Source organism: Rhodococcus sp. NPDC047139 (genome assembly GCF_040643435.1).
Lineage (GTDB): Bacteria > Actinomycetota > Actinomycetes > Mycobacteriales > Mycobacteriaceae > Rhodococcus.
The window spans coordinates 70,386-96,213 of sequence record NZ_JBEYUH010000001.1; the positions used below are offsets into that span (position 1 = coordinate 70,386).

Consider the following 25,828-nt stretch of genomic DNA (forward strand, 5'->3'; position numbering starts at 1 on the left):
GGGAGCGGTGAGGCGTCAGATGTCGAAGAACACCGTCTCGGCGCCGCCGTCGGGGGTGTCCTGTAGGCGGATGTCGATGGTGTAGACGGTGCGGCCGTCCCGCTGGGAGCGCGAGGCGATCAGCGTGTTACGCCGGACCTCCCACTCGATGCCCTTCAGAACCGGGTCCTGAGCGTTGAGTTCGGCCTCGTCCTCGAAGTAGACCCGAGTGTGCAGGCCGATGTTGATGCCGCGCGCGAAGATCACCAGCAGGATGTGAGGTGCGGAGACCGATCCGTCGGGATTGGTCACCGCGCCCGGCTTGACCGTCTCGATCGTGAAGATCCCGGTCTCGAAATCGCCGCCGGTACGACCCCACCCGCGGAAGGCCGGATCGAGATCCTTGTCCTGCTCGTCGTCCGGATGCGCGTACCGGCCGTGGGCGTTCGCTTGCCAGCTCTCGAGCAGAGCGTCACGCACGGGTGTCCCGGTACCGTCGATGACCCTGCCTTCCAACGTAATTCGTTCGCCCACGGTCTCGTCGGTCACGAGGACGTTGCCGAAGTTGTTGTCGAAGATGTCGAAGCCGGCCTGCTGCGGTGCGAGGCCGATGTGGACGTACGGGCCACCGGTCTGCGAGGGCGTCTCGGGGAACCGGGTGACCATCGGCCGGGGGAGGAGCGGGGGGACGGGCTGGTACGGGTCGGTGGGCAGGCTCATCGCGGGGCTCCGGGAAGGTTGACGTTGTCGAAGAAGGTGGCGCGGCGACCGCGCAAGGTGATGTCCCACCGGTAGGCACGCGCGTCGAAGGGCGCGTTCGAGGCGGGATCCTCCTGGGCGATCAGGCTGCGCAACTGGTCCACGGTCGGGATCGTGCGTGCGATGGGGCACTTCTCGATGAGCGGGTCGCCTTCGAAGTAGAGCTGGGTGATCAGGCGCTGCGCCCACCCCCGTCCGAGGATCGACACGTGAATGTGGGCCGGCCGCCATGCATTCCGGCTGTTGCCCCACGGATAGGCACCCGGCTTGATCGTCCGGAAATGGTAGTAGCCCCTCGCGTCGGTGAGCATCCGGCCGCAGCCGCCGAAGTTCGGATCGATGGGCGCGAGGTAGGTGTCCTTCTTGTGCCGGTACCGTCCACCGGCGTTCGCCTGCCAGACCTCGACGAGCGCGCCTTCGACCGGGTTCCCGAACTCGTCCTTGACGAAGCCGTGGACGATGATGCGCTCCCCGATGGGGAGTCCGTCCTTCGAGAAGTTCAGGATCAGGTCGTTGTCGAGGGCGCCGAGCTCCGTCGGTGAGAAGACCGGACCGGTGATCTCGGAGAGGGTCGGCTTCGGCGTGATGAGCGCGTTCTTCGGGGCGCGCAGCACCGACGTGCGGTAGCCGGGAGTGAGCGCGGGCGGATGCAGTGTGTGGTCACGCTCGACGTATTCACCGGTGGGCATTCGATCTCCGATCTTTTGAGCTGTGAGCACCACCATATGTGCGAGAAAAACTCATGTAAATTGACAAAACCAGGGTTTATCCATAACTTTTGCTCATGCAATCGGATTTCGTCCTGTCGCCTTCCGCGCCGGAATCGACGGGACGCATCCGCCTTCGGCACCTTCGGTGTTTCGTGGTGGTGGCTCGCGAGGGGCAGGTCGGGCGCGCGGCCGAACTGCTGCATCTGAGTCAACCCGCCGTCACCAAGACCCTCAACGAGCTCGAGGCCCTCGCCGGGAGGAAGCTTCTCGACCGCGGCCGGCACGGCGCCCGTCTCACCGCAGCGGGGCAACGTTTCCTGCGGTACGCGCAAGACGTCACGACTTCGCTGGACGCCGCCGAAGCCGCCCTGGCGGGAGCCGGTGAACCTGCCCCCGCTCCGCTCCGTATCGGCGCGCTGCCGACCGTGGCCGGAGCAGTCGTCCCGGCGGCTCTGACCGGATTGCGAGCACTGCGCCCCGACCTGGGCGTGCGGGTCCGCACCGGCCCGAACGCGGTCCTGCTCTCCGCTCTTACGGCCGGTGCACTCGATGTCGTACTCGGGCGCATGGCGGAACCGTCCAGAATGGTCGGATTGTCGTTCGAACTCCTGTACGCGGAGACACTCATCTTCGTGGTTCGACCCCATCATCCCCTCGCGGGCAGAGCCGTCTCGCCCGGTGAAACGCTCGAACACCCACTCGTGGTGGCTACCGGCGGAACGGTGCCGCGGCACGCGACCGACGCCTTGTTCGAACATCACGGACTGCGGTTGCCGACGGGGCTGGTGGAGACGCTGGATCTCGCCGTGGCCCGCGGTGTCGTCCGACGCAGCGATGCCGTGTGGATCACGACCGAGCGAGCCGTGCGCGACGATCTCGCCGAGGGTGTGATGCGACGTCTGGAACTGCCCACCGCCGGTACCGTCGAACCGGTGGGGGTGCTGCGACGCAGTGCCGACGCGTCCTCTGCCGCGCTCGAGGACTTCGTGACCATCCTGCGCGAGATCACGGTGGAGGGCACATGGCAGGATTTGTCCCATGGCTGATCAGACTCCCGACCGTCCCGCCACCGAACTGTGGGTAGAGCGCACCGGAACGCGCCGCTACACCGGGCGTAGTTCCCGCGGTGCCGAGGTGCTCATCGGTTCCGAGAACGTCGAGGGCGTCTTCACCCCGGGTGAATTGCTCAAGATCGCCCTGGCCGCGTGCTCCGGTCTGAGTTCGGATTTCCCGCTGTCGCGGCGTCTCGGCGACGACTACGAGGCGACCATCCGCGTGTCCGGCGCCGCCGACCGCGAGAACGAGGTCTACCCCCGACTCGACGAGGAGATGATCCTCGATCTGTCCGAACTGGACGCGGACGCCCGGGAGCGGCTTGTCGCCCTCGTCGAACGTTCCGTCGACAAGGTGTGCACGGTGGGTCGCACACTGAAGGCGGGAACGAAGGTCTCGCTGACGATCACCGCCGAAAGCTGAACCATGACTACTCCCGACGATCTCGAGCGGCTCACCGCGTGGGTGCACGGCCGGGTCCAGGGGGTCGGATTCCGCTGGTTCACGCGTGCCCGCGCTCTGGAACTCGGACTCGTCGGGCACGCGACGAACCACCCGGACGGCAGGGTCCTCGTGGTCGCCGAGGGTCCCCGTGCCGCCCTCACACAACTACTCGGGTGGCTGCGTTCCGGGGAGACTCCGGGTGAAGTGAGTCTGGTGGTCGAGTCCTGGGACGACGCTCGCGGCGACCTGATCGGTTTCGTCGAACGGTGACGCCTGCCGGGTCGAGATACATACGCACATCTACAAAACAGACCTGAATCCTGTTTAAATAGTTGAAGCCGAACTCCTGGTATGAAAAGGCGGCTTCATGGATGTGACGACAGGCAACGAAGTCGCGGTCGTGTCGGAGAGGCGGCACGAGCGCTATGTGCTGCTCGAGCCGCTACGCGCCGTCGCCGCCCTGATGGTGCTCGGCTACCACGTCTACCTCAGGTGTTCTCCCGACCCGGAGAACACCTGGGACGTCGCGAGACTCTTGAACATGGGGGTCCCGATCTTCTTCGTGCTCTCCGGCTTCCTCCTGTATCGCCCATTCGCTGCGGCGCGACTGCAGGGACGCCCGATGCCGAATGTCGGCCGGTATGCCAAACGCCGGTTCTTCCGCGTCGTTCCGGGTTACTGGGTCGCACTGACGGTGTTCGCCCTGGTGCTTCCGACGTGGGTGGACGTACTGCACCGGGACGCCTGGATCTATTACGGACTTGCGCAGACGTGGGTGCCCGGCCACACCTTCGGCGGTCTGTCCCCGGCGTGGAGCCTGTCTGTCGAAGTTGCGTTCTACCTCTCGCTACCGCTCTACGCACTCGTCGTCCACAGGACTCTCGCCCGGCGGCCCGCCCGGGCCCAGTTACTGATCGAGGCCGGGATTCTGTGCACCGCAGCGGTGCTCTGCCTACTGGCCCGACGGTTCCTGTTCGGGCTCGGCGAGGGGCCCTCCGGATTTCTCGTCTGGTCGCTGCTCGGCCACCTCGACTGGTTCGCGGCCGGAATGGGACTGGCACTGGCGACGATTGCGTGGAGTGGTGCTTCCGAACGGCCTCGGCCGGTGCGCTTCGTCGAACAGTATCCGGGCACGTGCTGGTCGATCGCAGTCGGGCTCTTCCTCCTGCTGGGATTCGTCGTCGGAAGCCCTGGGGACATTCTCCATGTCGCAGGTGTGATCATCGCCCTTCTGCTCGTCGCGCCCGCGGTGTTCGGTGACGAGACGGCCGGTCGTGCCCGGAACTTCCTGGCGATGCCGGTCATGGCCGGCCTCGGTGCCGTCTCCTACGGAATCTTCCTGTGGAACGAGCCGGTCGCGGTCTGGCTCCAGTCCGCAGGCGCCGACGACTGGGGTTTCGCCACCGGCACGCCTGTGCTGCTGTTCCTCACCGTCCTGGTGACCATCGTTGCGGCGGTGATCAGCTACGTCCTCGTGGAACGTCCGATGATGGCGTACGCCCGAAGGGAGTCAAGGCACCGCCGCGCGCTCCGACCGGGACGGCGGTGAGAGCACTCGCGACAGCGCCACCGATGGTGCCCCCGGCCTTGCAGGGACGGTCACAGGCCGCCGGTAGAGTTTGCCCCCATGTACCTCAAGAGTCTGACGTTGAAGGGCTTCAAGTCCTTCGCCTCGTCGACGACTCTCCGCTTCGAACCCGGAATCACCTGCGTCGTCGGTCCGAACGGTTCCGGAAAGTCCAACGTCGTGGACGCACTCACGTGGGTGATGGGGGAGCAGGGCGCCAAAGCGCTGCGCGGTGGCAAGATGCAGGACGTCATCTTCGCGGGAACCGCAGGCCGCCCGCCTCTGGGGCGCGCCGAGGTCACGCTCACCATCGACAATTCCGACGGCGCGCTCCCCATCGAGTACTCCGAGGTCTCGGTCACCCGTCGTATGTTCCGCGACGGGGCGGGTGAGTACGAGATCAACGGCAGCGCCTGCCGCCTCATGGATGTACAGGAACTGTTGTCCGATTCCGGTATCGGCCGCGAAATGCACGTCATCGTCGGGCAGGGGCGCCTCGCCGCCATCCTCGAATCCCGCCCCGAAGACCGGCGAGCTTTCATCGAGGAGGCCGCCGGCGTCCTCAAACACCGCAAGCGCAAGGAAAAGGCGCTGCGCAAGCTCGACTCGATGCAGGCCAATCTTGCCCGCCTGAACGACCTGACCGCCGAACTGCGGCGCCAGCTCAAACCGCTCGGCCGCCAGGCAGAGGTCGCGCGGCGTGCTCAGACCATCCAGGCCGACCTGCGTGACGCACGCCTGCGCCTGGCCGCCGACGATCTCGTCACCCGACGCGCCGAACTAGCCGGCCACGACGAGCAGGAGCGGATGATCCGTGAGCGGCTTGATCATGTGCTCTCGGCATTCGACGACGCGAACGCCGAACTGGCCCGTCACGAGCAGACGCTCGCGAAACTCACGCCGGGTGCCGAGGCGGCGTCGCAGACCTGGTTCCGCTTGTCCGCTCTCGCCGAACGGGTCTCGGCGACTGTGCGGGTCGCGCAGGAACGCGCTCGCCACTTGCACACCGAACCGGAGGATCGCTCCGGTCAGGATCCCGACGAGATGGAGGCGCGCGCCGACCGGATCGCCGCCGAGGAAGCGGAACTGATCGAGGCCGTCGAGATCGCGCACGGCGCTCTGGAAGCGGCGCGTGAACAACTTGCCGCACAGGAGGACGCCGCAGCGGCCGCCGAACGCGCGCATCTGGCAGCGGTCCGCGCCGTCGCCGACCGCCGAGAGGGACTCGCGCGCCTCGCCGGTCAGGTGGACACGGTCCGCACCCGTGCCGAATCGATCGACGCGGAGATCGCGCGGCTGACCGTGGCCATCGAGGAGGCGCGGCTGCGTGGGGTCGCTGCCCAAGCAGAGTTCGAGACCGCGCAGGCACGGATCGACGATCTCGACGCCGGTGAGGTCGACGCCGACGCCCAGCACGAGCGGGCGCTCGAGGCGCAGCGACTTGCGGACGAGCGGGTCGCCGAACTTCAAGAGGCCGAACGGGCCGCAGGTAAGGAGGTCGCGTCCCTCGGCGCGCGGATCGAGGCCCTGTCGATGGGGCTCGAACGAACCGACGGTGCCGCCTGGCTGCTCGACGCGCGTTCCGGTGACGGACTCGTGGGCAGGCTCGCCGACCGGCTTCGCGTATCTCCGGGATACGAGGCGGCGGTGGCCGCGGCTTTCGGTGCGGCGGCCGACGCCCTCGAGGTCGAGTCGGTCGAAGCTGCGACCGCGGCGATCACAGCCCTCGCGGAGGCCGACCAGGGGCGGGTGGCCTTCGTCGTCCCGGGTGCGCCCGGCGGCCCCCTCGACGCCGGTGATCTGCCGGCGGGGGTGCGATGGTTGCGGGAGGTCGTCGAGTGCCCCGCCGTCCTCCGGGCCGGTGTCGATGGACTCCTTGCCCGCACCGTCGTGGTCGACGACCTGCTCACGGGACTGGATGTGTGTGCCACACGGCCCGACCTGCGTGCCGTGACCCGCGGGGGAGATCTCCTCGGCGCGGGCTGGTTGATCGGTGGCTCCCACCGCGCGCCGAGCACGCTCGAGATCCAGGCGGCGATCGACACTTCGCGTGCCGGTCTCGAGCAGGCGGTGCGTCGCTCCGAGGAGTTGGCTGCGGCGCTGGCAGGTGCGCTCGCGGAGCAGGCCGAACGAGCCGAGCATGTCGAACAGACCCTTGCTGCACTGAACGAATCCGACGCCGCGATGTCGGCCGTCTACGAGCAACTCGGCCGTCTCGGTCAGGCGGCACGTACCGCCCATGCCGAGTCCGAGCGGCTCGCCGTCCAGCGCACCGAAGCGGAGAAGGAACGCGACGCGGCACGCGAGAAACTGGTCGAACTCGAGGAGCGGCTGCTCCTGGCCGAGGATGACTCCGCCGGTAGCGGCGATGGTGCAGGCACCGAGCACACCGCCGCCGAACGTGAGATGGCGGCGGCCGCTCTCGCCGAGGTCCGAGCAGTAGAGGTCGAGGCGCGACTCGCTGCACGCACAGCCGAGGAACGCGCCGAAGCTCTTCGGGGCAAGGCCGATTCGCTTCGCCGGGCGGCGCAGACCGAGCGGGAGGCCCGCGCGCGTGCCGAACGCGCCCGGATCGCCCGCCGTCAGGCCGCGGCCGTCGCGGCTGCCGTGGCGGAATCGGGCCGGCGACTCGCCGAAGAACTCGAAGCGGCGGTGGCTGCAGCACTCGCTCAGCGGGACGAGCTCAATCGGCGGCGCGCCGAATGCTCCGAGCAACTCGACCGGGCCCGTGAACTCGTTCGCGAACTGAGCGCACAGCGCGACCAGCTGACCGACGCGGTGCATCGCGACGAGGTCTCCCGAGCCCAGGCCGCACTCCGTATCGAGCAACTCGAGCAGACCATCCTCGAACAGCACGGGATCGCCCTCGACGATCTCGTCGCCGAGTACGGTCCCGACGTGCCGCTGCCGCCCACGCCGCTGGAGATGGCCGAATACGAGCAGGCCCGTGAACGCGGCGAGCAGGTCGTCGCTCCGCAACCGATGCCCTACGACCGGGCGACGCAGGAGCGACGGGCGAAGCGGGCGCAGAAGGACCTAGCGACTCTGGGGCGTGTGAATCCGCTCGCGTTGGAGGAGTTCGCGGCTCTCGAGGAGCGCTACAACTTTCTCTCCACTCAGCTCGAGGACGTCAAGGGTGCCCGGAAGGATCTGCTCGCCGTCGTCGAGGAGGTCGATGCGCGGATCCTGCAGGTCTTCACCGAGGCATATGCCGACGTCGAGCGCGAATTCGAGCAGGTCTTCGCGAAGCTTTTCCCGGGCGGTGAGGGACGGCTCGTGCTCACCGACCCGAGCGACATGCTCACCACCGGCATCGAGGTCGAGGCTCGCCCACCCGGCAAGAAGGTCAAGCGATTGTCGTTGCTGTCAGGTGGTGAGAAGTCCCTGACGGCAGTCGCGATGCTCGTCGCGATCTTCCGGGCACGTCCGTCGCCCTTCTACGTCATGGACGAGGTCGAAGCCGCGTTGGACGACACCAATCTTCGGCGGCTGATCGGGTTGTTCGAGCAGCTCCGCGAGAAGTCCCAGCTCATCGTCATCACCCACCAGAAGCCGACGATGGAGGTGGCCGACGCGCTGTACGGCGTGAGCATGCGGGGTGACGGCATCACCCGAGTCATCTCGCAGCGACTGCGCGGACGGGAGATCGCGACACCGGTCCCCGAACCGGAAGAAGAGCTCCGCGCCTGACAGTATGGGTGCGTGAGTACCGGAGCCTGGATAGTCATCGCCGCCGCGCTGGCGGTCGTTCTCGTCGCGCTCGTCGTCGGTCTGACCCTCTACCGTCGGCGGCAGGTGTCGCTGAAGGCGCCCGAGACCCCGCAGCTCGACTCCGCCGAGACCAAGGACCGCTCCGGCGGTTACAAGGCGCAGAGCGGATTCAGCTTCTCGCAGGGCGCCGCCGCGCCCCCGGCGCCTGCACCGAAGCCTGCGCCCGAACCGCCTGCGCCGCGTACCGTGCCGCTGCCGGAGGAGGTGGCGGAAGCCCCGCCGAGTGCGCCGGCACCTGCCGAGCCGAAGCCTGCCGAGCCGAAGCCCGCGGAGCCGAAGCCCGCCGAGCCGGAGACCGCGGAGCCGGAACCGGTCGAACCCGAGGTCGCTCCGGAACCGGTGCGTCCGGCACCCGAACCGATCGAGCCCGAGGTCGTTCCCGAACCCGAGCCGAAACCGGCACCCGCCCCGGAACGTGAGCCGGCGCCGAAGGCGGAGACGGTCGTCGAACCGGAGGTACAGCCGGAACCCGTCGAACCCGCAGGACCCGAGGCCGTTCCTCCGGCCGCCCCGATCGAGGAGATCGAGCCGACCGCGGGTCGTCTCGTGCGCCTGCGAGGCCGGCTGGCCCGCTCGCAGTCCGCGGTCGGCAAGAGCCTGCTCGGTCTGCTCGGTGGCGGCGACCTCGACGAGGACTCCTGGGAGGAGATCGAAGACACTCTGCTCGTCGCGGACCTAGGTGCAGCTACGACGACGAAGATCGTGGATCGTCTGCGCGAGGAGATGGCCGCACACAACGTGCGCAGCGAAGCCGACGCCCGTGCGGTGTTGCGCAGCGTGCTGGTCGACGAGTTGCGGCCGGAACTCGACCGTTCCATCCGGGCGCTGCCCCACGAGGATCATCCTGCGGTGCTGCTCGTCGTCGGTGTCAACGGAACCGGTAAGACCACCACGACGGGCAAGCTTGCGCGCGTGCTCGTGGCGGACGGACGCCGGGTGCTGCTCGGTGCCGCCGACACCTTCCGTGCCGCCGCCGCCGACCAGCTCCAGACCTGGGCCGAGCGTGTCGGTGCCGAGGTGGTTCGCGGTAAGGAGGGTGCGGACCCGGCAGCGGTCGCTTTCGACTCCGTTGCGAAGGGCATCGACAACGGGGTGGACGCGGTCCTCATCGACACCGCGGGTCGTCTGCATACCAAGACAGGTCTGATGGACGAGCTCGGCAAGGTCAAGCGCGTCGTGGAGAAGAAGGCCGCCGTCGACGAGGTGCTGCTCGTCCTCGACGCGACGATCGGCCAGAACGGTCTGATGCAGGCCCGTGTGTTCGCCGATGTCGTCGATATCACCGGCGTGGTGCTCACCAAGCTCGACGGAACCGCCAAGGGCGGCATCGTCTTCCAGGTGCAGCACGAGCTCGGCGTCCCGGTCAAGCTCGTCGGTCTCGGTGAGGGAGCCGACGATCTCGCCCCCTTCGAGCCCGAGGCATTCGTCGACGCCCTACTCGGTTGATCCTTCGCGATCCGGAGTTACCGGCCGCTGTTCCGCCCCGCGGACAGCGGCCGGTTTCGTCGGTGGCGCGTTCGTATGAGGCCGTGAAACAAGGATGAAACAAGGCCGGTTCGTGCGTTCACGTCCATGAAACAGCGCAGCGCCTCCGTTGAAACATCCGGGCAGCAAGCTTTCCTCGACGAAGCGCCGATCGGCGCGGCCTACAGGGAGGTTGCAAGTGGAGGAAGTGGTGAACACGGGCGACGCGGCATGGATGCTGATGGCAGCGTCCCTCGTGCTGCTGATGACCCCGGGACTGGCGTTCTTCTACGGTGGGATGTCGCGGTCCAAGTCTGTGCTGAACATGATGATGATGTCCTTCGGCGCGATGGCGCTCATCGCCGTCATCTACGTGCTGTGGGGCTGGTCGATGTCCTACGGAACCCAGAACGTGCTCGGTCTCTTCGCGAACCCGTTCGAACAGTTCGGCCTGCAGGGTGCCATCTACGACGAGAACGGTGAATTCCTCGCCGGCCTCGGCAACTACCCGCAGATCATCGACATCGGCTTCCAGGTGACCTTCGCGATCATCACCACCGCTCTGATCAGCGGTGCGCTCGCCGAGCGCGTGAAGTTCGGCACGTGGATGGCCTTCGTCGCGATCTGGGTGACCTGCGCGTACTTCCCGCTCGCCCACATGGTGTGGGGTGGCGGCCTGCTGTCGGGCTCCGAGGACAGCATCGCGGCCGCGCTGTTCGGAACGGTCGACGACGGCGAAGGCGGCCTGACCGCCGCGGTCCACCCGATCGACTTCGCCGGGGGCACGGTCGTGCACATCAACGCCGGTATCGCGGCTCTGGTCCTCGCACTCGTCGTCGGCAAGCGCGCCGGCTTCGGACGCACGGCTTTCCGTCCGCACAATCTGCCGTTCGTCATGCTCGGCGCTGCGCTGCTGTGGTTCGGATGGTTCGGCTTCAACGCCGGTTCGGCCTTCGCCGCCGACGGCACCGCCGGTCTCGCCTGGGTCAACACCACCACCGCCACCGCTGCCGCCATCCTCGGCTGGCTCGTCACCGAGCGGGTCCGTGACGGCAAGGCGACGAGCCTCGGTGCCGCGTCCGGCGCCGTCGCAGGCCTGGTCGCAATCACCCCCGCTGCCGGCTCCCTGAGCCCGGTCGGATCGATCGCACTCGGTGTCATCGCCGGTATCCTCTCGGCCCTCGCGGTGGGACTGAAGTACCGCTTCGGTTACGACGACTCGCTCGACGTCGTGGGTGTTCACCTCGTGTCGGGCCTGTGGGGCACCGTCGCGATCGGTTTCCTCGGAACCGAGACCGGATTGTTCTACGGTGGCGACTACAAGCAGCTCGTCATCCAGATCGTCATCGCGGTCGTCGCCCTGGTGTTCACCGCAATCGTCACCGCAGTGATCGCGTTCGCGCTCAAGCCGATGGGTTGGCGTGTGACCGACGAGGAAGAGTCCCGCGGTATCGACGAAGCCGAACATGCGGAATCCGCATACGACTTCGCGCCGGCTCTCAAGTGATAAGAAGACCACGACAGCGAGCAGTGATGACAGCGGCCAGCGGGCTCTGGGAAGGATGAGGATATGAAGCTGATTACGGCGATCATCAAGCCGTTCACGCTCGAGGACGTCAAGGCCGGCCTGGAGCAGGCGGGTGTGCTGGGAATGACGGTCAGCGAGGTGCAGGGGTACGGCCGGCAGAAGGGCCACACCGAGGTCTACCGCGGGGCGGAGTATTCCGTCGATTTCGTCCCCAAGGTCCGGGTGGAGGTCGTCGTGGACGACTCGGCTGTCGAGAAGGTTGTCGAGACGATCGTCGAGGCTTCGCGTACCGGGAAGATCGGTGACGGCAAGGTGTGGGTCACTCCCGTCGAAGCCGTGGTCCGGGTACGCACCGGAGAACGAGGTTCGGATGCGCTCTGACCCCCAGGGGTCCGGCACTCGAGGCCCTGGTCCCGCTGCTCACGCAGCGGGGTCGGGGCCTCAGGCGTCCCGGGCCGGAAACGCCGCACCGTCGGGTGCTGCCGACCTCGCGGCAGCCCGCGACACCCTGCTCGCCGGTGGTCCCCGCAGTCGCCGCCTCGACACCGTGGCCCTGCGTCACGCTCTCGTGGACCTCCACGAGTTCTGGTTGACGACGAAAGGGGCCGAGGTCGGCATCGGGCGTGAGAGTGGTTTCGCCATCGTCGCGGTCGGCGGACTCGGCCGCCGCGAGATGCTGCCGTATTCCGACCTCGACCTCATCCTGCTTCACGACGACATGGCGCCCGCCGTCGTCTCGAACGTCGCCGACCAGCTCTGGTATCCGCTGTGGGATGCCCACATCAAGCTCGATCACAGTGTCCGGACGGTGCCCCAGGCCCTTCAGGTGTTCTCCTCCGACCTCACCGCCGCACTCGGAATGCTCGAGGCCCGCCACATCGCCGGCGACGCCCAGCTCAGTAATCTCCTCATCGGCGGTGTGCGGCGCCAGTGGCGTACCGGAATCCGTTCCCGCTTCGACGAACTGATCGAGCTGACCGAGGTGCGATGGCAGCGCAGCGGGCAGATCGCTCATCGAGCCGAGCCCGACCTCAAGAGCGGTCGCGGCGGGTTGCGGGACGTGCAGTTGCTCAATGCCCTGTCCGTTGCGCAGCTCACCGACGGCATGCCGGGACTCGGACCGGAAGTCCCGGGTGGTGGCCTCGCTGCCGCTCACCGGCGGCTGCTCGACGTACGGACGGAACTGCACCGGGTCGCGGGCCGCTCGCGAGACCAGCTGCGAGCACAGGACGCCGACGAGATCGCGGCGGCACTGCGAATCGGCGACCGCTTCGATCTCGCACGGGTGCTCACCGAATCGGCCCGGACCATCAGTTATTCCGTCGACGTGGGTCTGCGCACGGCAGCCAACTCGCTGCCTCGCAAGGGACTGTCCCGGCTGCGGCGCGGTCCGGTGCGGCGTCCCCTCGACGAAGGCGTCGTCGAGCACGGCGGGGAGGTGGCGCTTGCGCGTGACGCCCACCCACGCCGCGATCCGGGGCTGATCACACGAGTCGCCGCCGCGGCTGCGCAGGCGGGGCTGCCCGTCTCTGCCGCGACCCTCAACAGACTCGCCGACAACGCCCCGGAACTTCGCGAGCCCTGGCCTCGCGAAGCTCTCGACGACTTCCTCGTGCTGCTGGGGTCCGGGCGGCGAGCGGTCGACGTCATCGAGTCGATGGATCGAACCGGGCTGTGGGGGCGTCTGCTCCCCGAATGGGGTGCGGTACGCGATCTGCCTCCGCGCGACGCGGTCCACACGTGGACGGTCGACCGGCACCTCGTCGAGACCGCGGTCTACGCGAGCGAGCTGACGACGCGGGTCGCCCGCCCGGATCTGCTCGTACTCGGGGCTCTGCTGCACGACATCGGTAAGGGGCGAGGTGGCGACCACAGCGTGGTCGGTGCCGACCTCGCCCTGCAGATCGGGCGGCGGATGGGATTGTGGCCCTCGGATCTCGCCCTGCTCACAGCGATGGTGCGCCATCACCTACTGCTGCCGCACACCGCGACCCGCCGCGACCTCGACGATCCGGAGACGGTGGCATCCGTGGTGGATGCGCTCGGCGGTGACCCGGTGCTGCTCGACCTCCTCCATGCGCTGGCCGAAGCAGACTCGCAGGCCACCGGCCCGGGGGTCTGGGGCGACTGGAAGGCGTCCCTGATCAGGGAACTCGTTCGCCGGTGCCGGATGATGATGGCGGGCGACGAGCTACCCGCGCCGGATCCCATCGATCCCGCTCTGGCGAAAATTGCCGAGGACGGCGCGATGCACGTCGCGCTCGAGGCCCGAGAAGACGGCCGCAGCTTCACCGCGACCTTCGTCGCACCCGACGAGAGGGGTGTGCTGTCCGACGAGGCCGGGGTGCTCTCCCTGCACGGGCTGCGTGTGCTCTCTGCCTCGATCGGCAGCCACGCCGGCAGCACGGTCAACACCTTCGTGGTGGTGCCGCGGTTCGGTTCACCTCCGGACGCCGCCCTGCTGCGGCAGGAACTGGTTCGAGCGAGATCCGGGGATCTGGACCTGCTCGACGCCCTCGAGAGCAAGGATCGAGCGGTGCGGGAGAGTCGGCTTCCTGAACGACCGGAGCGGGCGGTCCCCGTCAGCGCGGCACTCGCACCGCCCCGGATCATCTGGTTCGAGACATCCGAACCGGATCAGGTCGTGCTCGAGATCCGATCGGAGGATCGCATCGGACTGCTGTGCAGGCTCGCGGACGTCTTCGAGCGGGTCGGAGCCGACGTGCGGTGGGCACGGGCGAGCACCCTGGGTTCGACCGTGATCGACTCGTTCTGTGTCGATCTCGCCGGCGCCCACACCCGTGTCTCCCGGGAACATCTCGAACGCGCGCTTCTCGCGGTCCTGCCCGCTCCCGGGCCTGCCGGGGACACCGACGCACAGTGACCGCGTGGTGGCCCGCCGCACCCGGCGTGGCCACCCGCGGTCGTGGCCGAACGCGAACGGTTACCCTGGTTCGCAGAATTGTCCGCATCTTCGTCAGAGCTCAGGAGCGCATTCGGTGTTCGAATCCCTTTCCGACAGGTTGACAGGGGTCCTGAAGGACCTGCGCGGCAAGGGGCGGCTGTCCGACGCGGACGTCGACGCGACCTGCCGCGAGATCCGGCTCGCCCTGCTCGAAGCCGACGTCGCGCTGCCCGTCGTGCGCGAGTTCATCAAGAAGATCAAGGTCCGGGCCAAGGGCGCCGAGGTGCACGGCGCGCTGAACCCGGCCCAGCAGGTCGTCAAGATCGTCAACGAAGAACTCGTCGGCATCCTCGGCGGCGAGACCCGGCGGTTGCAGTTCGCGAAGACTCCGCCGACGGTCATCATGCTCGCCGGCCTTCAGGGTGCGGGTAAGACGACCCTTGCGGGCAAGCTCGCGAAGTGGCTCAAGGACCAGGGGCACACCCCGCTGCTGGTCGCGTGCGACCTGCAGCGCCCCGGCGCGGTCACCCAGCTCCAGGTCGTCGGTGAGCGCGCCGGCGTCACGGTCTTCGCACCGCACCCCGGCACGTCCGTCGGCGGCGGCGACAACGCGCTCGGTGTCACGGCCGCCGACCCGATCGCCGTGGCCGAGCAGGGCATCGCCGAGGCCCGCAACAAGCAGTACGACGTGGTCATCGTCGATACCGCCGGTCGCCTCGGTATCGACGAAGAACTCATGGCGCAGGCCGCGGGTATCCGCGATGCGGTCCAGCCCGACGAAGTGCTGTTCGTGCTCGACGCGATGATCGGCCAGGACGCGGTCAGTACCGCAGAGGCGTTCCGCGAGGGCGTCGGCTTCACCGGCGTGGTGCTGACCAAGCTCGACGGCGATGCGCGCGGTGGTGCCGCCCTCAGCGTCCGCGAACTGACCGGCCGGCCGATCATGTTCGCGTCCACGGGCGAGAAGCTCGAAGACTTCGACGTCTTCCATCCCGAGCGCATGGCGAGCCGCATCCTCGGCATGGGCGATGTGCTCACCCTCATCGAGCAGGCCGAACAGGTCTTCGACGCCCAGCAGGCCGAAGCTACCGCCAACAAGATCGGTTCCGGCGAGCTCACCCTCGAGGACTTCCTCGAACAGATGATGGCCGTGCGGAAGATGGGTCCCATCGCCAACCTGCTGGGCATGCTGCCCGGAGCCGGGCAGATGAAGGACGCGCTCGCCAACGTCGACGAGAAGCAGCTCGACCGGATCCAGGCGATCATCCGCGGCATGACACCGGAGGAGCGCGCCAACCCGAAAATCATCAACGGGTCGCGGCGGCTGCGTATCGCCAACGGTTCCGGAGTGAAGGTCTCCGACGTCAACCAACTCGTCGACCGCTTCTTCGAGGCCCGGAAGATGATGACGGCGATGGCCGGGCAGATGGGTATGCCGGGAGCCCGCAAGAACCAGCGCAAGAAGGGCAAGAAGGGCAAGAAGGGTGGTCGCGGCCCCACCCCGCCGAAGGTGCGGGGCGGTCTGCCCGGTGGTTTCCCCGGTCTTCCGGGCGGGATGCCGGCCGGGATGCCGGACCTGTCGAAGATGCCGAAGGGACTCGACGAGCTTCCTCCGGGCCTCGAGGGCTTCGATCTGTCGAAGCTGAAGTTCCCCAAGAACTGAGTGGGGATCGGGGATGACCGTGGCCGACGGTGATTCGCGTTCCTTCGTGGTGCGGGGCCGGCTGCTCTCCGACGAGGAGCCCGTCGAGGTGTACGTCGGGGCCGACGGTTTGTTCGGCACCGAGCCCGGCCGGGACGCCGAGGTGCTCTCGACCGACGGGTGGATCCTGCCCGGTCTCGTCGACGCCCACTGCCATGTCGGCATCCGTTTCGGTGGTGGCGCCGAGGACGTCGACGGGACGCTCGCCCAGGCGATCACCGAACGCGATGCCGGCGTACTGCTGCTACGAGATGCCGGATCACCGGTCGACACCCGCGGTCTCGATCGGCGGGCGGACCTGCCGCGCATCATCCGCGCCGGTCGGCACATCGCTCTGCCCAAGCGCTACATCCGTGGACTGCCCGTCGACCTCGACCACGAGTCGCAGTTGCCCGAGGAAGTCGCACGTCAAGCTCGGGCGGGCGACGGCTGGGTCAAACTCGTCGGCGACTGGATCGACCGGGAGGCCGGCGATCTCGCTCCGCTGTGGAGCGACGAGATTCTCGTCGAGGCGATCGCCGTGGCGCATCGCGAAGGGGCGCGCGTGACCGCGCACGTCTTCGGCGAGGACGCACTGCCCGGTCTGCTGGCGGCCGGCATCGACTGCATCGAACACGGCACGGGGCTGACCGACGAGACCATCGCAACGATGGCCGCCCAGGGCACCGCTCTCGTTCCCACGCTGGTCAACATCGAGAACTTCCCCTCGATCGCCGATTCCGCCACACGTTTCCCGCGGTACGCGGCGCACATGCGCGATCTGTACGCGCGCCTCGACCGGACGATCGGTGCCGCCCACGACGCCGGCATTCCGATCTATGCGGGCACCGATGCAGGTGGTCAGGTCCGGCACGGACGCATCGCCGACGAGATTGCGGCGCTCGTGCGGGTGGGGCTCGATCCGACCGAGGCGTATGCGGCGGCGAGCTGGAAGGCCCGTGCGTGGCTGGGGCATCCGAGCCTCGAACCGGGCACGCCGGCGGATTTCATCGTCTACGGGGAGGATCCGCGGCGCGATCCCGCGGCGGCACGACCGGATCTCGTGGTGCTGCGTGGAAGGGTCGTGGCGGGCACTCCTGCGCGGATGTGAGAGCTGGGGGATGCGAGACCTGAGGGTTTCGGCGGTGCCGCGCCGGAGACGGCGGGCCCACCGGGTGCCGGTTTCGTCCCCGCTCGCACGTCTGGCAGAATGGTTCGCTGTCGTCGCATCCGGTTACGTACCGCGCGGCGGTCACAGGCTAGAGGCAAAACCGGGCGTGCCATAAGGGCGCGTCGTCCGAATTGCACGTGACACGCGCTCATGCGCACCCCGAAGGAGAACACAGCAGTGGCTGTCAAGATCAAGCTCACCCGTCTCGGCAAGATCCGCAACCCCCAGTACCGCATCGTCGTCGCGGACTCGCGTACCCGCCGCAACGGCCGGGCCATCGAGACCATCGGCAAGTACCACCCGAAGGAAGAGCCTTCGCTGATCGAGGTCGACTCGGAGCGTGCGCAGTACTGGTTGGGTGTCGGCGCGCAGCCGACCGAGCCGGTCCTCAACCTCTTCAAGATCACAGGCGACTGGCAGAAGTTCAAGGGCCTGCCGGGCGCCGAGGGCACGCTGAAGAAGGCGGAGCCGAAGCCCTCCAAGCTCGAGCTGTTCCAGGCTGCGCTCGCGCAGGCCGAGAACGAGCCGGCTGCCGAGGCCGTGACCCCCAAGAAGAAGAAGGCCGCCAAGGAAGACGCCGCCGAGGCGCCTGCCGAGACCGAGGCCGCCGAGTAATGAGCGCCGTGGTCGCCGATGCCGTCGAGCATCTCGTTCGTGGAATCGTCGCCCATCCCGACGACGTCCGCGTCGACCTGATCGCAGGTCGACGGGGACGCACCGTCGAGGTGCATGTCAACCCCGACGATCTCGGCAAGGTCATCGGCCGGGGTGGCCGCACCGCCACCGCTCTGCGGACCCTCGTCACCGGTATCGGTGGCCGGGGTATCCGTGTCGACGTCGTCGACACCGACCGCTAGGCGAGCGAAGGTGGAGCTCGTCGTGGGCCGTGTGGCCAAGTCGCACGGCATCAAAGGTGAAGTGGTCGTCGAGGTCCGTACCGACGAGCCCGAACAGCGTTTCGCAGTGGGCGCGGTCCTGCGCGGCCGCAAGCCTCGCGAGCAGCACCTGCACGACTACACAGTGGAAGCCGCCCGGGAGCATTCCGGGCGGCTTCTGCTGCGCCTGCGGGGCATCGACGGCCGCGACGCCGCCGATGCACTGCGTGGGGTGCTGTTCGTCGTCGACAGCACCGAGCTGCCCCCGTCGGACGACCCGGACGAGTTCTACGACCACGAACTCGAAGGTCTCACCGTGCGGATCGTGGCGGGACGGCCCGACGGCGGGACGGAGGTCGGCACCGTGCGGGAGGTTCTGCACACCGCCGCCGGCGAACTGCTGTCCATCCGGCGGTCCGGCCAGGACCGAGGAGAGGTGCTCGTCCCGTTCGTCACCGAGATCGTGCCGAGGGTGTCGATCGGGGAAGGGCTCATCGAGATCGATCCGCCCGACGGTCTGCTCGACCCCGACTTCGGCGAGCCTCCTTCCAAGAAGAAATCGAGCGAGGGGAAGCAGTAGTCCGTGCGACTCGACGTCGTCACCATCTTTCCCGAATATCTCGAACCCCTACGTGTCGCGTTGCTCGGCAAGGCGATCGACAAGGGACTGATCTCCGTCGACGTGCACAACCTGCGCGACTGGACGCACGACGTACACAAGGCTGTCGACGACGCGCCCTACGGTGGCGGGCCCGGCATGGTCATGAAGCCCACAGTGTGGGGTCCGGCGCTCGACGAGGTGCTGGCAGGTCCCGACGGCGAGACCGATCCCGACGTGCTGCTGGTCGTTCCGACACCTGCCGGGCGCCGATTCGATCAGGCCACAGCCCAACGCTGGTCGCAGGAGAAGCGGATCGTCTTCGCATGCGGCCGGTACGAGGGCATCGATCAGCGCGTGTTCGACGACGCCGCGCGGCGGGTGCGCGTCGAAGAGGTGAGCATCGGCGACTACGTCCTCATCGGTGGTGAGGTTGCCGTGCTCGTCATGGTCGAGGCGGTCGTGCGTCTGTTGCCCGGTGTGCTCGGCAATCAGCAGTCGCACCAGGAGGATTCGTTCTCCGACGGGTTGCTCGAAGGCCCGAGCTACACCCGGCCGGCGGTGTGGCGCGATCTCGAGGTGCCGTCGGTGCTGCTGTCGGGCGACCACGGCAAGGTTGCACGGTGGCGCCGCGAGCAGGCGCTGGAGCGCACGCGCGAGCGTCGCCCGGATCTGCTCCCGTCCGACGACTGACGCGCCCGGACAGCGTCGTCACCGCTGGTGCCCGGAACCGAGGAACGTCTCGACAGCCATGGTCATCGTCTCGCGTGCGTGCTGCGCGCTGCCGTCGGTGGTCGCGTCGTAGAGCGCGGTATCGGGCAGGAATCCCGTCTCGTACAACGGATCGGAAGCGTCGTAGGTGACCGCTTCGCGGGCGACCACCACGACCACGTACCGGTGGTCCTCGCCGAAGAATCCCGAGGACAGGTGTAGCCACTCACCGGACAGGCAGCACATCCATCCCTGTTTCACGCCCAGTTCCACCGGGTCGTCGAGTCCGGCGGGAAGCCCGAACCGCTGATCGTATCCGTCGAGGCCGTCGTCCGTGTACTCCATCAGGTGACCGACGATCCGGGCGCCGGCTTCCTCACCGGTGTCGTCGAGCAGGTCGTCGTACCAGCTCAGCAGATCGGACGCGGTGGTGATCGTATTCCACCACCACGCATCCGGATCGGGTGGTGCGGTGCCGGTGAGGGCATGGCGCTCGACGACGCGCTCGATGATCTCCGGACCGCCGTAGGCCTCCCACAGCGACGTCGCGGCATAGTCGTCGGACGAGCGCAGCATCGAGCGGATCAGGTCGTGATCGTCGTCGGAGAGCGCCGATTCACCGAGCGCCTCCTGCCGGAGGACCTCCTCGGCGATGAAAAGCTTCACGGTCGAGGCCGTTTCGAAGGGTTCGTTTGCGCCGCCGAGCATTCTGGTTCCCGATTCCCGGTCGAGCACCCCGACCGTGAGGCGGGCTCCCCGGCGCTCCGCGAGTGCGACAGCGGCGTCGATACGGCGGGGGAGATCATCCATGGACAGCGACGTGGTCGACGCTTCGCCGGCGTCCGAGTCCGCGACGGAGCCGAGTGCGAGCGCATCGCGGGTGAGGGGGTGCGATTCCACCGAATCGCAGGCGGACACGAGCAGCGCAGTAGCAATGAACAGCATCATCGCGCCCGATCGTGCGCGCCCGCGCCTGCATTTCATTCCCGGCTCCTCATTCCATTGTGCTGTGGACAATAGCGCCGGGCCACCGGCAGGCCCGCCGGGGATCCCGTGCGGGCACAGGCGCGGTCGTGGAAGAGCAACTGTAGGGTCGTTCGACGTGACGACCGAACTCGACACCGTGAACCGGCGGATCGCCCAGGAACTCGACGTCCGTGAAGACCAGGTCGCTGCGGCCGTGGGTCTGCTCGACGGGGGCGCGACCGTGCCGTTCGTCGCGCGCTACCGCAAGGAAGCAACCGGCGGACTCGACGATGCTCAACTGCGCACTCTCGAAGAACGCCTCCGCTATCTGCGCGAACTCGACGAGCGGCGCACCGCGATCCTCGAATCGATCGAGGCGCAGGGCAAGCTGGACGACGCATTGCGCGGGCAAATCATGCTCGCCGACACCAAGGCTCGGCTCGAGGACATCTACCTGCCGTTCAAGCCGAAGCGGCGCACCAAGGCCCAGATCGCCCGCGAGGCCGGTCACGAACCCGTCGCCGACGCACTCATCGGCGATCCCACCACCGACCCCGCCGGGTACACCTCCGAGCAGCTCGACGGTGCGCGCGCCATCCTCGTCGAGCGCTTCGCCGAAGACGCCGATCTCGTCGGCGAACTCCGTGAGGCGATGTGGACGCGTGGCAAAGTGAGCTCTGCCGTGCGTTCCGGCAAGGAGAACGACGGCGCGAAGTTCTCCGACTACTTCGAGTTCTCGGAACCGTTCACCCAGCTGCCCTCGCACCGCATCCTCGCTCTCCTGCGCGGCGAGAAGGAGGAGGTGCTGTCGCTGTCGTTCGACCCGGAGATGGAGGAACCCGTCCCCGGCGAGCGCAGCTACTACGAGGGACGCATCGCGACGCGTTTCGGCATCGCCGACCAGGGGCGGCCCGCCGACAAATGGCTGCTCGACACCGTGCGGTGGGCGTGGCGCACCAAGTTGCAGATGTCGCTCGCACTCGACATCAGGATGCGCCTGCGGCAGTCCGCGGAGAAGGACGCTGTGGACGTCTTCGCGGCGAACCTCAAGGACCTGCTTCTCGCTGCACCGGCAGGCACACGACCGACGATGGGCCTCGACCCCGGTTTCCGCACCGGAACGAAGGTCGCGGTGGTCGACGCGACCGGCAAGGTCGTGGACCACACGACGATCTATCCGCACCAGCCGCACAACAAGCGCGACGAAGCTCTCGCGGTACTCGCCGCGCTCGTCGCGCGGCACGGCGTCGAACTCATTGCCATCGGCAACGGCACGGCATCGCGTGAGACCGATGCTCTCGCCTCCGAGCTCGTCTCGCTGGTGAAGGTGCCCGGGCTGACGAAGATCGTGGTGTCCGAAGCCGGCGCATCCGTCTACTCGGCGTCGGAGTACGCGACCAAGGAACTGCCGGACCTCGACGTGTCCATCCGCGGCGCCGTCTCCATCGCACGCCGCCTGCAGGATCCGCTCGCCGAACTCGTCAAGATCGATCCGAAGTCGATCGGTGTGGGCCAATACCAGCACGATGTGTCGGAGACGATGCTCGCGCGGTCGCTCGGCGCGGTGGTCGAGGATGCGGTGAACGCTGTCGGCGTCGACGTCAACACGGCCTCGGTGCCGCTGCTGTCCCGGGTCTCTGGCATCACCGGATCCCTCGCGGAGAGCATCGTCGCCCACCGCGACGCGCACGGACCGTTCCGTGCGCGTACCGCGCTGAAGGACGTTCCGCGTCTCGGCCCCAAGGCCTTCGAGCAGTGCGCGGGCTTCCTGCGCATCCCCAACGGAGACGACCCGCTCGACGCGTCCGCAGTACACCCGGAGGCGTATCCGGTGGTACGTCGGATCGTCGACAGCACCGGAAGCAGTGTCCGCGAGCTCCTCGGCAACACCGCCACCCTGCGAAAGCTGCGGCCGGGCGAGTTCGCCGACGACCGCTTCGGTGTTCCGACCGTCACGGACATCATCTCCGAGCTCGAGAAGCCCGGGCGCGACCCGCGTCCGGAGTTCAAGACGGCGACCTTCGCTGCGGGTGTGGAGAAGGTCGCAGACCTGAAGCCCGGCATGGTGCTGGAGGGCGTGGTCACCAATGTGGCGGCGTTCGGTGCGTTCGTCGACGTCGGCGTGCACCAGGACGGACTCGTGCACGTGTCCGCCATGTCGCGCAGCTTCGTCAAGGACCCGCACGATGTCGTCCGGTCCGGCGAAGTCGTCAAGGTGAAGGTTCTCGAAGTCGATCTCGCCCGGCAACGCATCGGTCTGACGTTGCGACTCGACGACGAGGTCCCCGCGCCGGGTGCCGACAAGTCGGATGGTCAACCACGCGGGGGCGCTCGCCGCCCCGGAAACCAGGGAGCCGGACGGGGCAGGAACGGCCAGGGCAACCGCGCGCAGCAGAGCCGGGGAGGCGACCGCCGATCGGCGCCGGCGGCGTCCGGATCGATGGCCGACGCTCTCCGCCGGGCCGGTTTCGGCAACAACTGACACGAATCACCGGGTCACGCCTGCGATGCTGTGGACATGAACTCCACGGCGCGGGGGTGACCCGGTGATTCTGGACTGGATGCGGCGCGAGATCGTCGACGAAGGAAACCTGCCGCTGTTGTTCTTCCTGCTCGGCTTCGTACTCGCCTTCCTCTTCATCCGGATCAGCGTGCGGTTGATCCGGGCCGACGTCCGTTGGTGGCCCGGCAACATCACTCCCGGCGGGCACCACGTGCACCATGTCGTGTTCGGGATCGTCACGATGGTGATCGCCGGAGGGGGACTGATCGCGATCGCCGAGGACGGGAACCGGGTCGCCACCACCGTTCTCGCTGCACTGTTCGGCGTCGGTGCGGCGCTGACCCTCGACGAGTTCGCATTGATCTTCTATCTCAACGACGTGTATTGGGAGGAACAGGGGCGGGTATCCGTCGACGCAGTCTTCGTGGCGATCGCGGTGACCGGGATGTGGCTGCTCGGTCTGCGCCCCTTCGAACTCGGCGACGCGACGAACTTCGAGGACAGCGGTGACTGGGCCGAGCGTGCCGGACTCGTTGTGGGGGTGCTCGTGAACCTGCTCCTCGCCGCGATCGTCCTGGCGAAAGGCAAGATCTGGACCGGACTCGCAGGGTTGTTCGTCGCGCCGTTGCTGTGGATCGGTGCGATCAGACTGTCTCGTCCCGGTGCACCCTGGGCACGCTGGCGTTACGTCGGGCGACCGCGCCGCATGAGCCGGGCTCTCGCGCGGGAACGCCGCCTGCGACGTCCGGTGATCCGTGCCAAGCTCTTCGTGCAGGAGCTCGTCGCGGGAGCGCCGACTCTCGAGACCGTGCGGGGGAGTGTGGAGCACTCGCGGAGTGCCGCCGAAGCCGAACTGGACCGGCGCGTGCGTCCCGCTCCGCCACCGATTTCGGCGATCGCTGTTTCGTCTGGCACAATGGACGGGTTGCCCCGTTCGGGCACGCCTACCTGACCTGGGCACGAACCGGTCGAGCCCGCCGCACGGCGGTCGCCGCCAGGTTCCTCTGCTCGAGCGAACAAGAGGATGAATAACCGATGAACACCCTGGACTTTCTGGACGCCAAGTCGCTGCGCGACGACATCCCGGACTTCCGTCCCGGCGATACTCTCGATGTGCACGTCAAGGTCATCGAGGGCAGCAAGGAGCGCGTGCAGGTCTTCAAGGGCGTCGTGATCCGGCGTCAGGGCGGCGGCATCCGCGAGACCTTCACCGTCCGCAAGGTTTCCTTCGGCGTGGGTGTGGAGCGCACCTTCCCGGTGCACAGCCCCAACATCGCCAAGATCGACGTGCTGACTCGTGGCGACGTCCGTCGCGCGAAGCTCTACTACCTGCGTGAGCTGCGCGGCAAGGCTGCCAAGATCAAGGAGAAGCGCTGATCCTCGGCTGCTGACCCAGCGCGTCGGCTGCTCGAAACAGCTTCTGACGACCCGGCCCGGACCGATGTCCCGGCCGGGTCGTCGTCGTTACGGGGCGTTTCCGCGCCGGCCGTTCGGCCCGTGCTCGTCCTGGACGGTGCGGCTCCCGGCAGACGCTAGTCTGTCGAGGTGGCAGATTCCCCGCACGATCCGGGCGACCCGGATGCGAACCGCAACGACGTTCGAGGCTCGGCTCGCAGTGATCGAGCCGAAGGTGCACATCACCGGCGCGAGGACCCGCCATCGAGCAACACTCGATCGAGGGACAAGAAGCAGAAGTCCTTCTGGCGTGAGTTACCGATTCTCGTCGTGGTCGCGCTGGCCCTGAGTTTCCTGCTGCAGACGTTCGTGGCGCGGGTCTACCTCATCCCGTCGGAATCGATGGAGCCGACACTGCACGGGTGCCCTGGCTGCACCGGCGACCGCATCGTCGTGGAGAAGGTCGGATACCACTTCACCGATCCCCGCCCCGGCGACGTCATCGTCTTCGAGGGCCCGGAATCGTGGTCCGAAGGGTACGTCTCGACGCGGTCCGACAACGTCGTCCTGCGCGGACTGCAGGAGATCGGCTCGCTCGTCGGTGTCGTCCCCCCGGACGAGAACGATCTCGTCAAGCGCGTGATCGCGGTCGGCGGGCAGACTGTAGAGTGCTGCGACGACCAAGGACGTGTCATGGTCGACGGGGTGCCGCTCGACGAGCCGTATGTGACCATGGATTTCCCCTTCACCCCGGGTGTCGTCACGTGTGAGACCGAGGTGAAGTCCGGGCGGTGTTTCGGGCCCGTCACGGTCCCTGAAGGACATGTCTGGGTGATGGGGGACAATCGGAGCAACTCCGCCGACTCCCGATACCACGTCGGTGACGAGAACCAAGGTGCCATCCCCCTGGAGAATGTCATCGGAAAAGCCCGCTTCATCGTGCTGCCTCCCGGCCGATGGGGCCTGATCGATTCACCGGAGATCCTGCCCTCGTGACTGCTTGGCCACCGCGACCTGTGATCCGCCGGTCCTCGGGACTGCGAACGATGGAGTCCGCCCTCGTGCGCTGCGGCCTCGGGCCGGTCGCAGGAGTGGACGAAGCCGGTCGTGGGGCGTGCGCGGGCCCTCTGGTCGTCGCTGCATGTGTGCTCGGCGACCGGCCGCACGCCGCGCTCGACCGCCTCGACGACTCCAAGAAGCTGACCGAGCGGACGCGCGAGGAGTTGTACTCGGTCATCGTGCGCCGCGCACTCGCGTGGAGTGTGGTGGTCGTCCCCGCGACCGAGGTCGACGCGATCGGCATCCATGTGGCGAACATCGAGGGCATGCGACGCGCGGTGGCACGTCTGTCGACTCCGCCGGGATATGTCCTCACCGACGGTTTCCGTGTGCCTGGACTGCCGGCTCCGTCCCTGCCCGTGATCGGTGGTGATGCGGCGGCCGCGTGTATCGCGGCGGCCAGCGTGCTGGCCAAGGTCACACGAGATCGGATGATGGTCGAACTCGACGGTGAGAGCCCGGAGTACGGTTTCGCACTACACAAGGGTTACAGCACGCCGACCCATATGGCAGCGTTGGCCGAGCACGGCCCGTCGCCGCATCACCGGCGGTCGTGGGCCAACGTGCGTGCGGTGTGCGGAGTGCCCGCAGCCAGGCGCCGATTGTTCGCCGACGATGTGAGGGGCCGATTCTTCACCGACGACGTGAGGCGTCGATTCTTCACCGACGAGGCGGATGCGGGATGATTG

Annotated in this window: 23 protein-coding genes; 20 read left to right on the forward strand and 3 right to left on the reverse strand. The window is 67.7% G+C overall.

Translation table 11 applies throughout. The annotated features are described in order from the left end of the window. Positions 1 to 15 precede the first annotated feature (15 nt). Entirely contained in the window at positions 16 to 699 is a 684-nt protein-coding gene (pcaG, locus tag ABZ789_RS00325) for a protocatechuate 3,4-dioxygenase subunit alpha (protein WP_358417270.1), read from the reverse strand. Then, on the reverse strand, positions 696 to 1,427 hold the full coding sequence (gene pcaH, locus ABZ789_RS00330) for a protocatechuate 3,4-dioxygenase subunit beta (protein WP_358417273.1): 732 nt from the start codon (positions 1,425 to 1,427) through the stop codon (positions 696 to 698). The genes pcaG and pcaH overlap by 4 nt, the downstream gene beginning before the upstream one ends. A gap of 95 nt (positions 1,428 to 1,522) precedes the next feature. Here pcaH and ABZ789_RS00335 point away from each other — a divergent pair, with 95 nt between their 5' ends. The 15 genes from ABZ789_RS00335 (at position 1,523) to trmD (ending at position 19,198) form a co-directional block, all read left to right on the forward strand. Continuing rightward, positions 1,523 to 2,494: a LysR substrate-binding domain-containing protein gene (locus ABZ789_RS00335; RefSeq protein ID WP_358417276.1), complete on the forward strand. Its 972-nt coding sequence runs from the start codon at positions 1,523 to 1,525 to the stop codon at positions 2,492 to 2,494. Then, on the forward strand, positions 2,487 to 2,924 hold the full coding sequence (locus tag ABZ789_RS00340; RefSeq protein WP_358417279.1) for an OsmC family protein: 438 nt from the start codon (positions 2,487 to 2,489) through the stop codon (positions 2,922 to 2,924). Before ABZ789_RS00335 ends, ABZ789_RS00340 begins: the two co-directional genes overlap by 8 nt. A 3-nt stretch (positions 2,925 to 2,927) precedes the next feature. Further along, positions 2,928 to 3,215, forward strand: coding sequence for an acylphosphatase (locus ABZ789_RS00345; RefSeq protein ID WP_358417282.1), 288 nt, complete (start codon positions 2,928 to 2,930; stop codon positions 3,213 to 3,215). 97 nt (positions 3,216 to 3,312) lie between these two features. Beyond that, positions 3,313 to 4,494: an acyltransferase gene (locus ABZ789_RS00350; RefSeq protein ID WP_358417285.1), complete on the forward strand. Its 1,182-nt coding sequence runs from the start codon at positions 3,313 to 3,315 to the stop codon at positions 4,492 to 4,494. A 78-nt stretch (positions 4,495 to 4,572) separates the two neighbouring features. Further along, the gene (smc, locus tag ABZ789_RS00355) at positions 4,573 to 8,202 is read left to right on the forward strand and encodes a chromosome segregation protein SMC (RefSeq protein ID WP_358417288.1); all 3,630 of its coding nucleotides are present in this window, start codon (positions 4,573 to 4,575) and stop codon (positions 8,200 to 8,202) included. Positions 8,203 to 8,214: 12 nt separating this feature from the next. After that, positions 8,215 to 9,729 (forward strand): signal recognition particle-docking protein FtsY, encoded by a 1,515-nt coding sequence (ftsY, locus tag ABZ789_RS00360; RefSeq protein WP_358417291.1) that lies wholly within the window; start codon positions 8,215 to 8,217, stop codon positions 9,727 to 9,729. A 217-nt stretch (positions 9,730 to 9,946) separates the two neighbouring features. After that, positions 9,947 to 11,254: an ammonium transporter gene (locus ABZ789_RS00365; RefSeq protein WP_358417294.1), complete on the forward strand. Its 1,308-nt coding sequence runs from the start codon at positions 9,947 to 9,949 to the stop codon at positions 11,252 to 11,254. A 63-nt stretch (positions 11,255 to 11,317) separates the two neighbouring features. Next, on the forward strand, positions 11,318 to 11,656 hold the full coding sequence (locus tag ABZ789_RS00370; RefSeq protein ID WP_358417297.1) for a P-II family nitrogen regulator: 339 nt from the start codon (positions 11,318 to 11,320) through the stop codon (positions 11,654 to 11,656). Beyond that, positions 11,646 to 14,159, forward strand: a complete 2,514-nt coding sequence (locus ABZ789_RS00375; RefSeq protein ID WP_358417299.1) for a [protein-PII] uridylyltransferase — start codon at positions 11,646 to 11,648, stop codon at positions 14,157 to 14,159. Before ABZ789_RS00370 ends, ABZ789_RS00375 begins: the two co-directional genes overlap by 11 nt. A 115-nt stretch (positions 14,160 to 14,274) precedes the next feature. Then, complete coding sequence (gene ffh, locus ABZ789_RS00380; RefSeq protein ID WP_358417302.1) at positions 14,275 to 15,843, forward strand: signal recognition particle protein; 1,569 nt, start codon at positions 14,275 to 14,277, stop codon at positions 15,841 to 15,843. Positions 15,844 to 15,856: 13 nt separating this feature from the next. Continuing rightward, entirely contained in the window at positions 15,857 to 16,972 is a 1,116-nt protein-coding gene (locus ABZ789_RS00385; RefSeq protein WP_358417305.1) for an amidohydrolase family protein, read from the forward strand. A 237-nt stretch (positions 16,973 to 17,209) separates the two neighbouring features. Further along, on the forward strand, positions 17,210 to 17,647 hold the full coding sequence (rpsP, locus tag ABZ789_RS00390) for a 30S ribosomal protein S16 (protein WP_358417308.1): 438 nt from the start codon (positions 17,210 to 17,212) through the stop codon (positions 17,645 to 17,647). Further along, complete coding sequence (locus ABZ789_RS00395; protein WP_006550954.1) at positions 17,647 to 17,889, forward strand: RNA-binding protein; 243 nt, start codon at positions 17,647 to 17,649, stop codon at positions 17,887 to 17,889. The genes rpsP and ABZ789_RS00395 overlap by 1 nt, the downstream gene beginning before the upstream one ends. 10 nt (positions 17,890 to 17,899) lie before the next feature. Then, positions 17,900 to 18,487, forward strand: a complete 588-nt coding sequence (rimM, locus tag ABZ789_RS00400) for a ribosome maturation factor RimM (RefSeq protein WP_358417312.1) — start codon at positions 17,900 to 17,902, stop codon at positions 18,485 to 18,487. A 3-nt stretch (positions 18,488 to 18,490) separates the two neighbouring features. Further along, the gene (gene trmD, locus ABZ789_RS00405; protein ID WP_358417315.1) at positions 18,491 to 19,198 is read left to right on the forward strand and encodes a tRNA (guanosine(37)-N1)-methyltransferase TrmD; all 708 of its coding nucleotides are present in this window, start codon (positions 18,491 to 18,493) and stop codon (positions 19,196 to 19,198) included. 18 nt (positions 19,199 to 19,216) lie between these two features. Here the strand turns inward: trmD and ABZ789_RS00410 are convergent, their stop codons facing one another. Continuing rightward, positions 19,217 to 20,200: a hypothetical protein gene (locus ABZ789_RS00410; protein WP_358417317.1), complete on the reverse strand. Its 984-nt coding sequence runs from the start codon at positions 20,198 to 20,200 to the stop codon at positions 19,217 to 19,219. 118 nt (positions 20,201 to 20,318) lie between these two features. On the opposite strand from ABZ789_RS00410, the gene ABZ789_RS00415 reads away from it, so the two are divergent. From ABZ789_RS00415 to ABZ789_RS00435, 5 genes are all read left to right on the forward strand, one after another. Continuing rightward, the gene (locus tag ABZ789_RS00415; protein ID WP_358417320.1) at positions 20,319 to 22,664 is read left to right on the forward strand and encodes a Tex family protein; all 2,346 of its coding nucleotides are present in this window, start codon (positions 20,319 to 20,321) and stop codon (positions 22,662 to 22,664) included. Positions 22,665 to 22,731: 67 nt separating this feature from the next. Continuing rightward, positions 22,732 to 23,637, forward strand: a complete 906-nt coding sequence (locus tag ABZ789_RS00420; protein WP_358418175.1) for a hypothetical protein — start codon at positions 22,732 to 22,734, stop codon at positions 23,635 to 23,637. A gap of 83 nt (positions 23,638 to 23,720) precedes the next feature. Then, positions 23,721 to 24,062, forward strand: coding sequence for a 50S ribosomal protein L19 (gene rplS / locus ABZ789_RS00425; RefSeq protein ID WP_264154185.1), 342 nt, complete (start codon positions 23,721 to 23,723; stop codon positions 24,060 to 24,062). Between the two features lie 168 nt (positions 24,063 to 24,230). Then, positions 24,231 to 25,076: a signal peptidase I gene (gene lepB, locus ABZ789_RS00430; protein WP_358417323.1), complete on the forward strand. Its 846-nt coding sequence runs from the start codon at positions 24,231 to 24,233 to the stop codon at positions 25,074 to 25,076. After that, positions 25,073 to 25,825 carry a ribonuclease HII gene (locus ABZ789_RS00435; RefSeq protein WP_358417326.1) on the forward strand — a complete coding sequence of 251 codons (753 nt, stop codon included), beginning with the start codon at positions 25,073 to 25,075 and terminating at the stop codon, positions 25,823 to 25,825. The genes lepB and ABZ789_RS00435 overlap by 4 nt, the downstream gene beginning before the upstream one ends. Positions 25,826 to 25,828 lie beyond the last annotated feature (3 nt).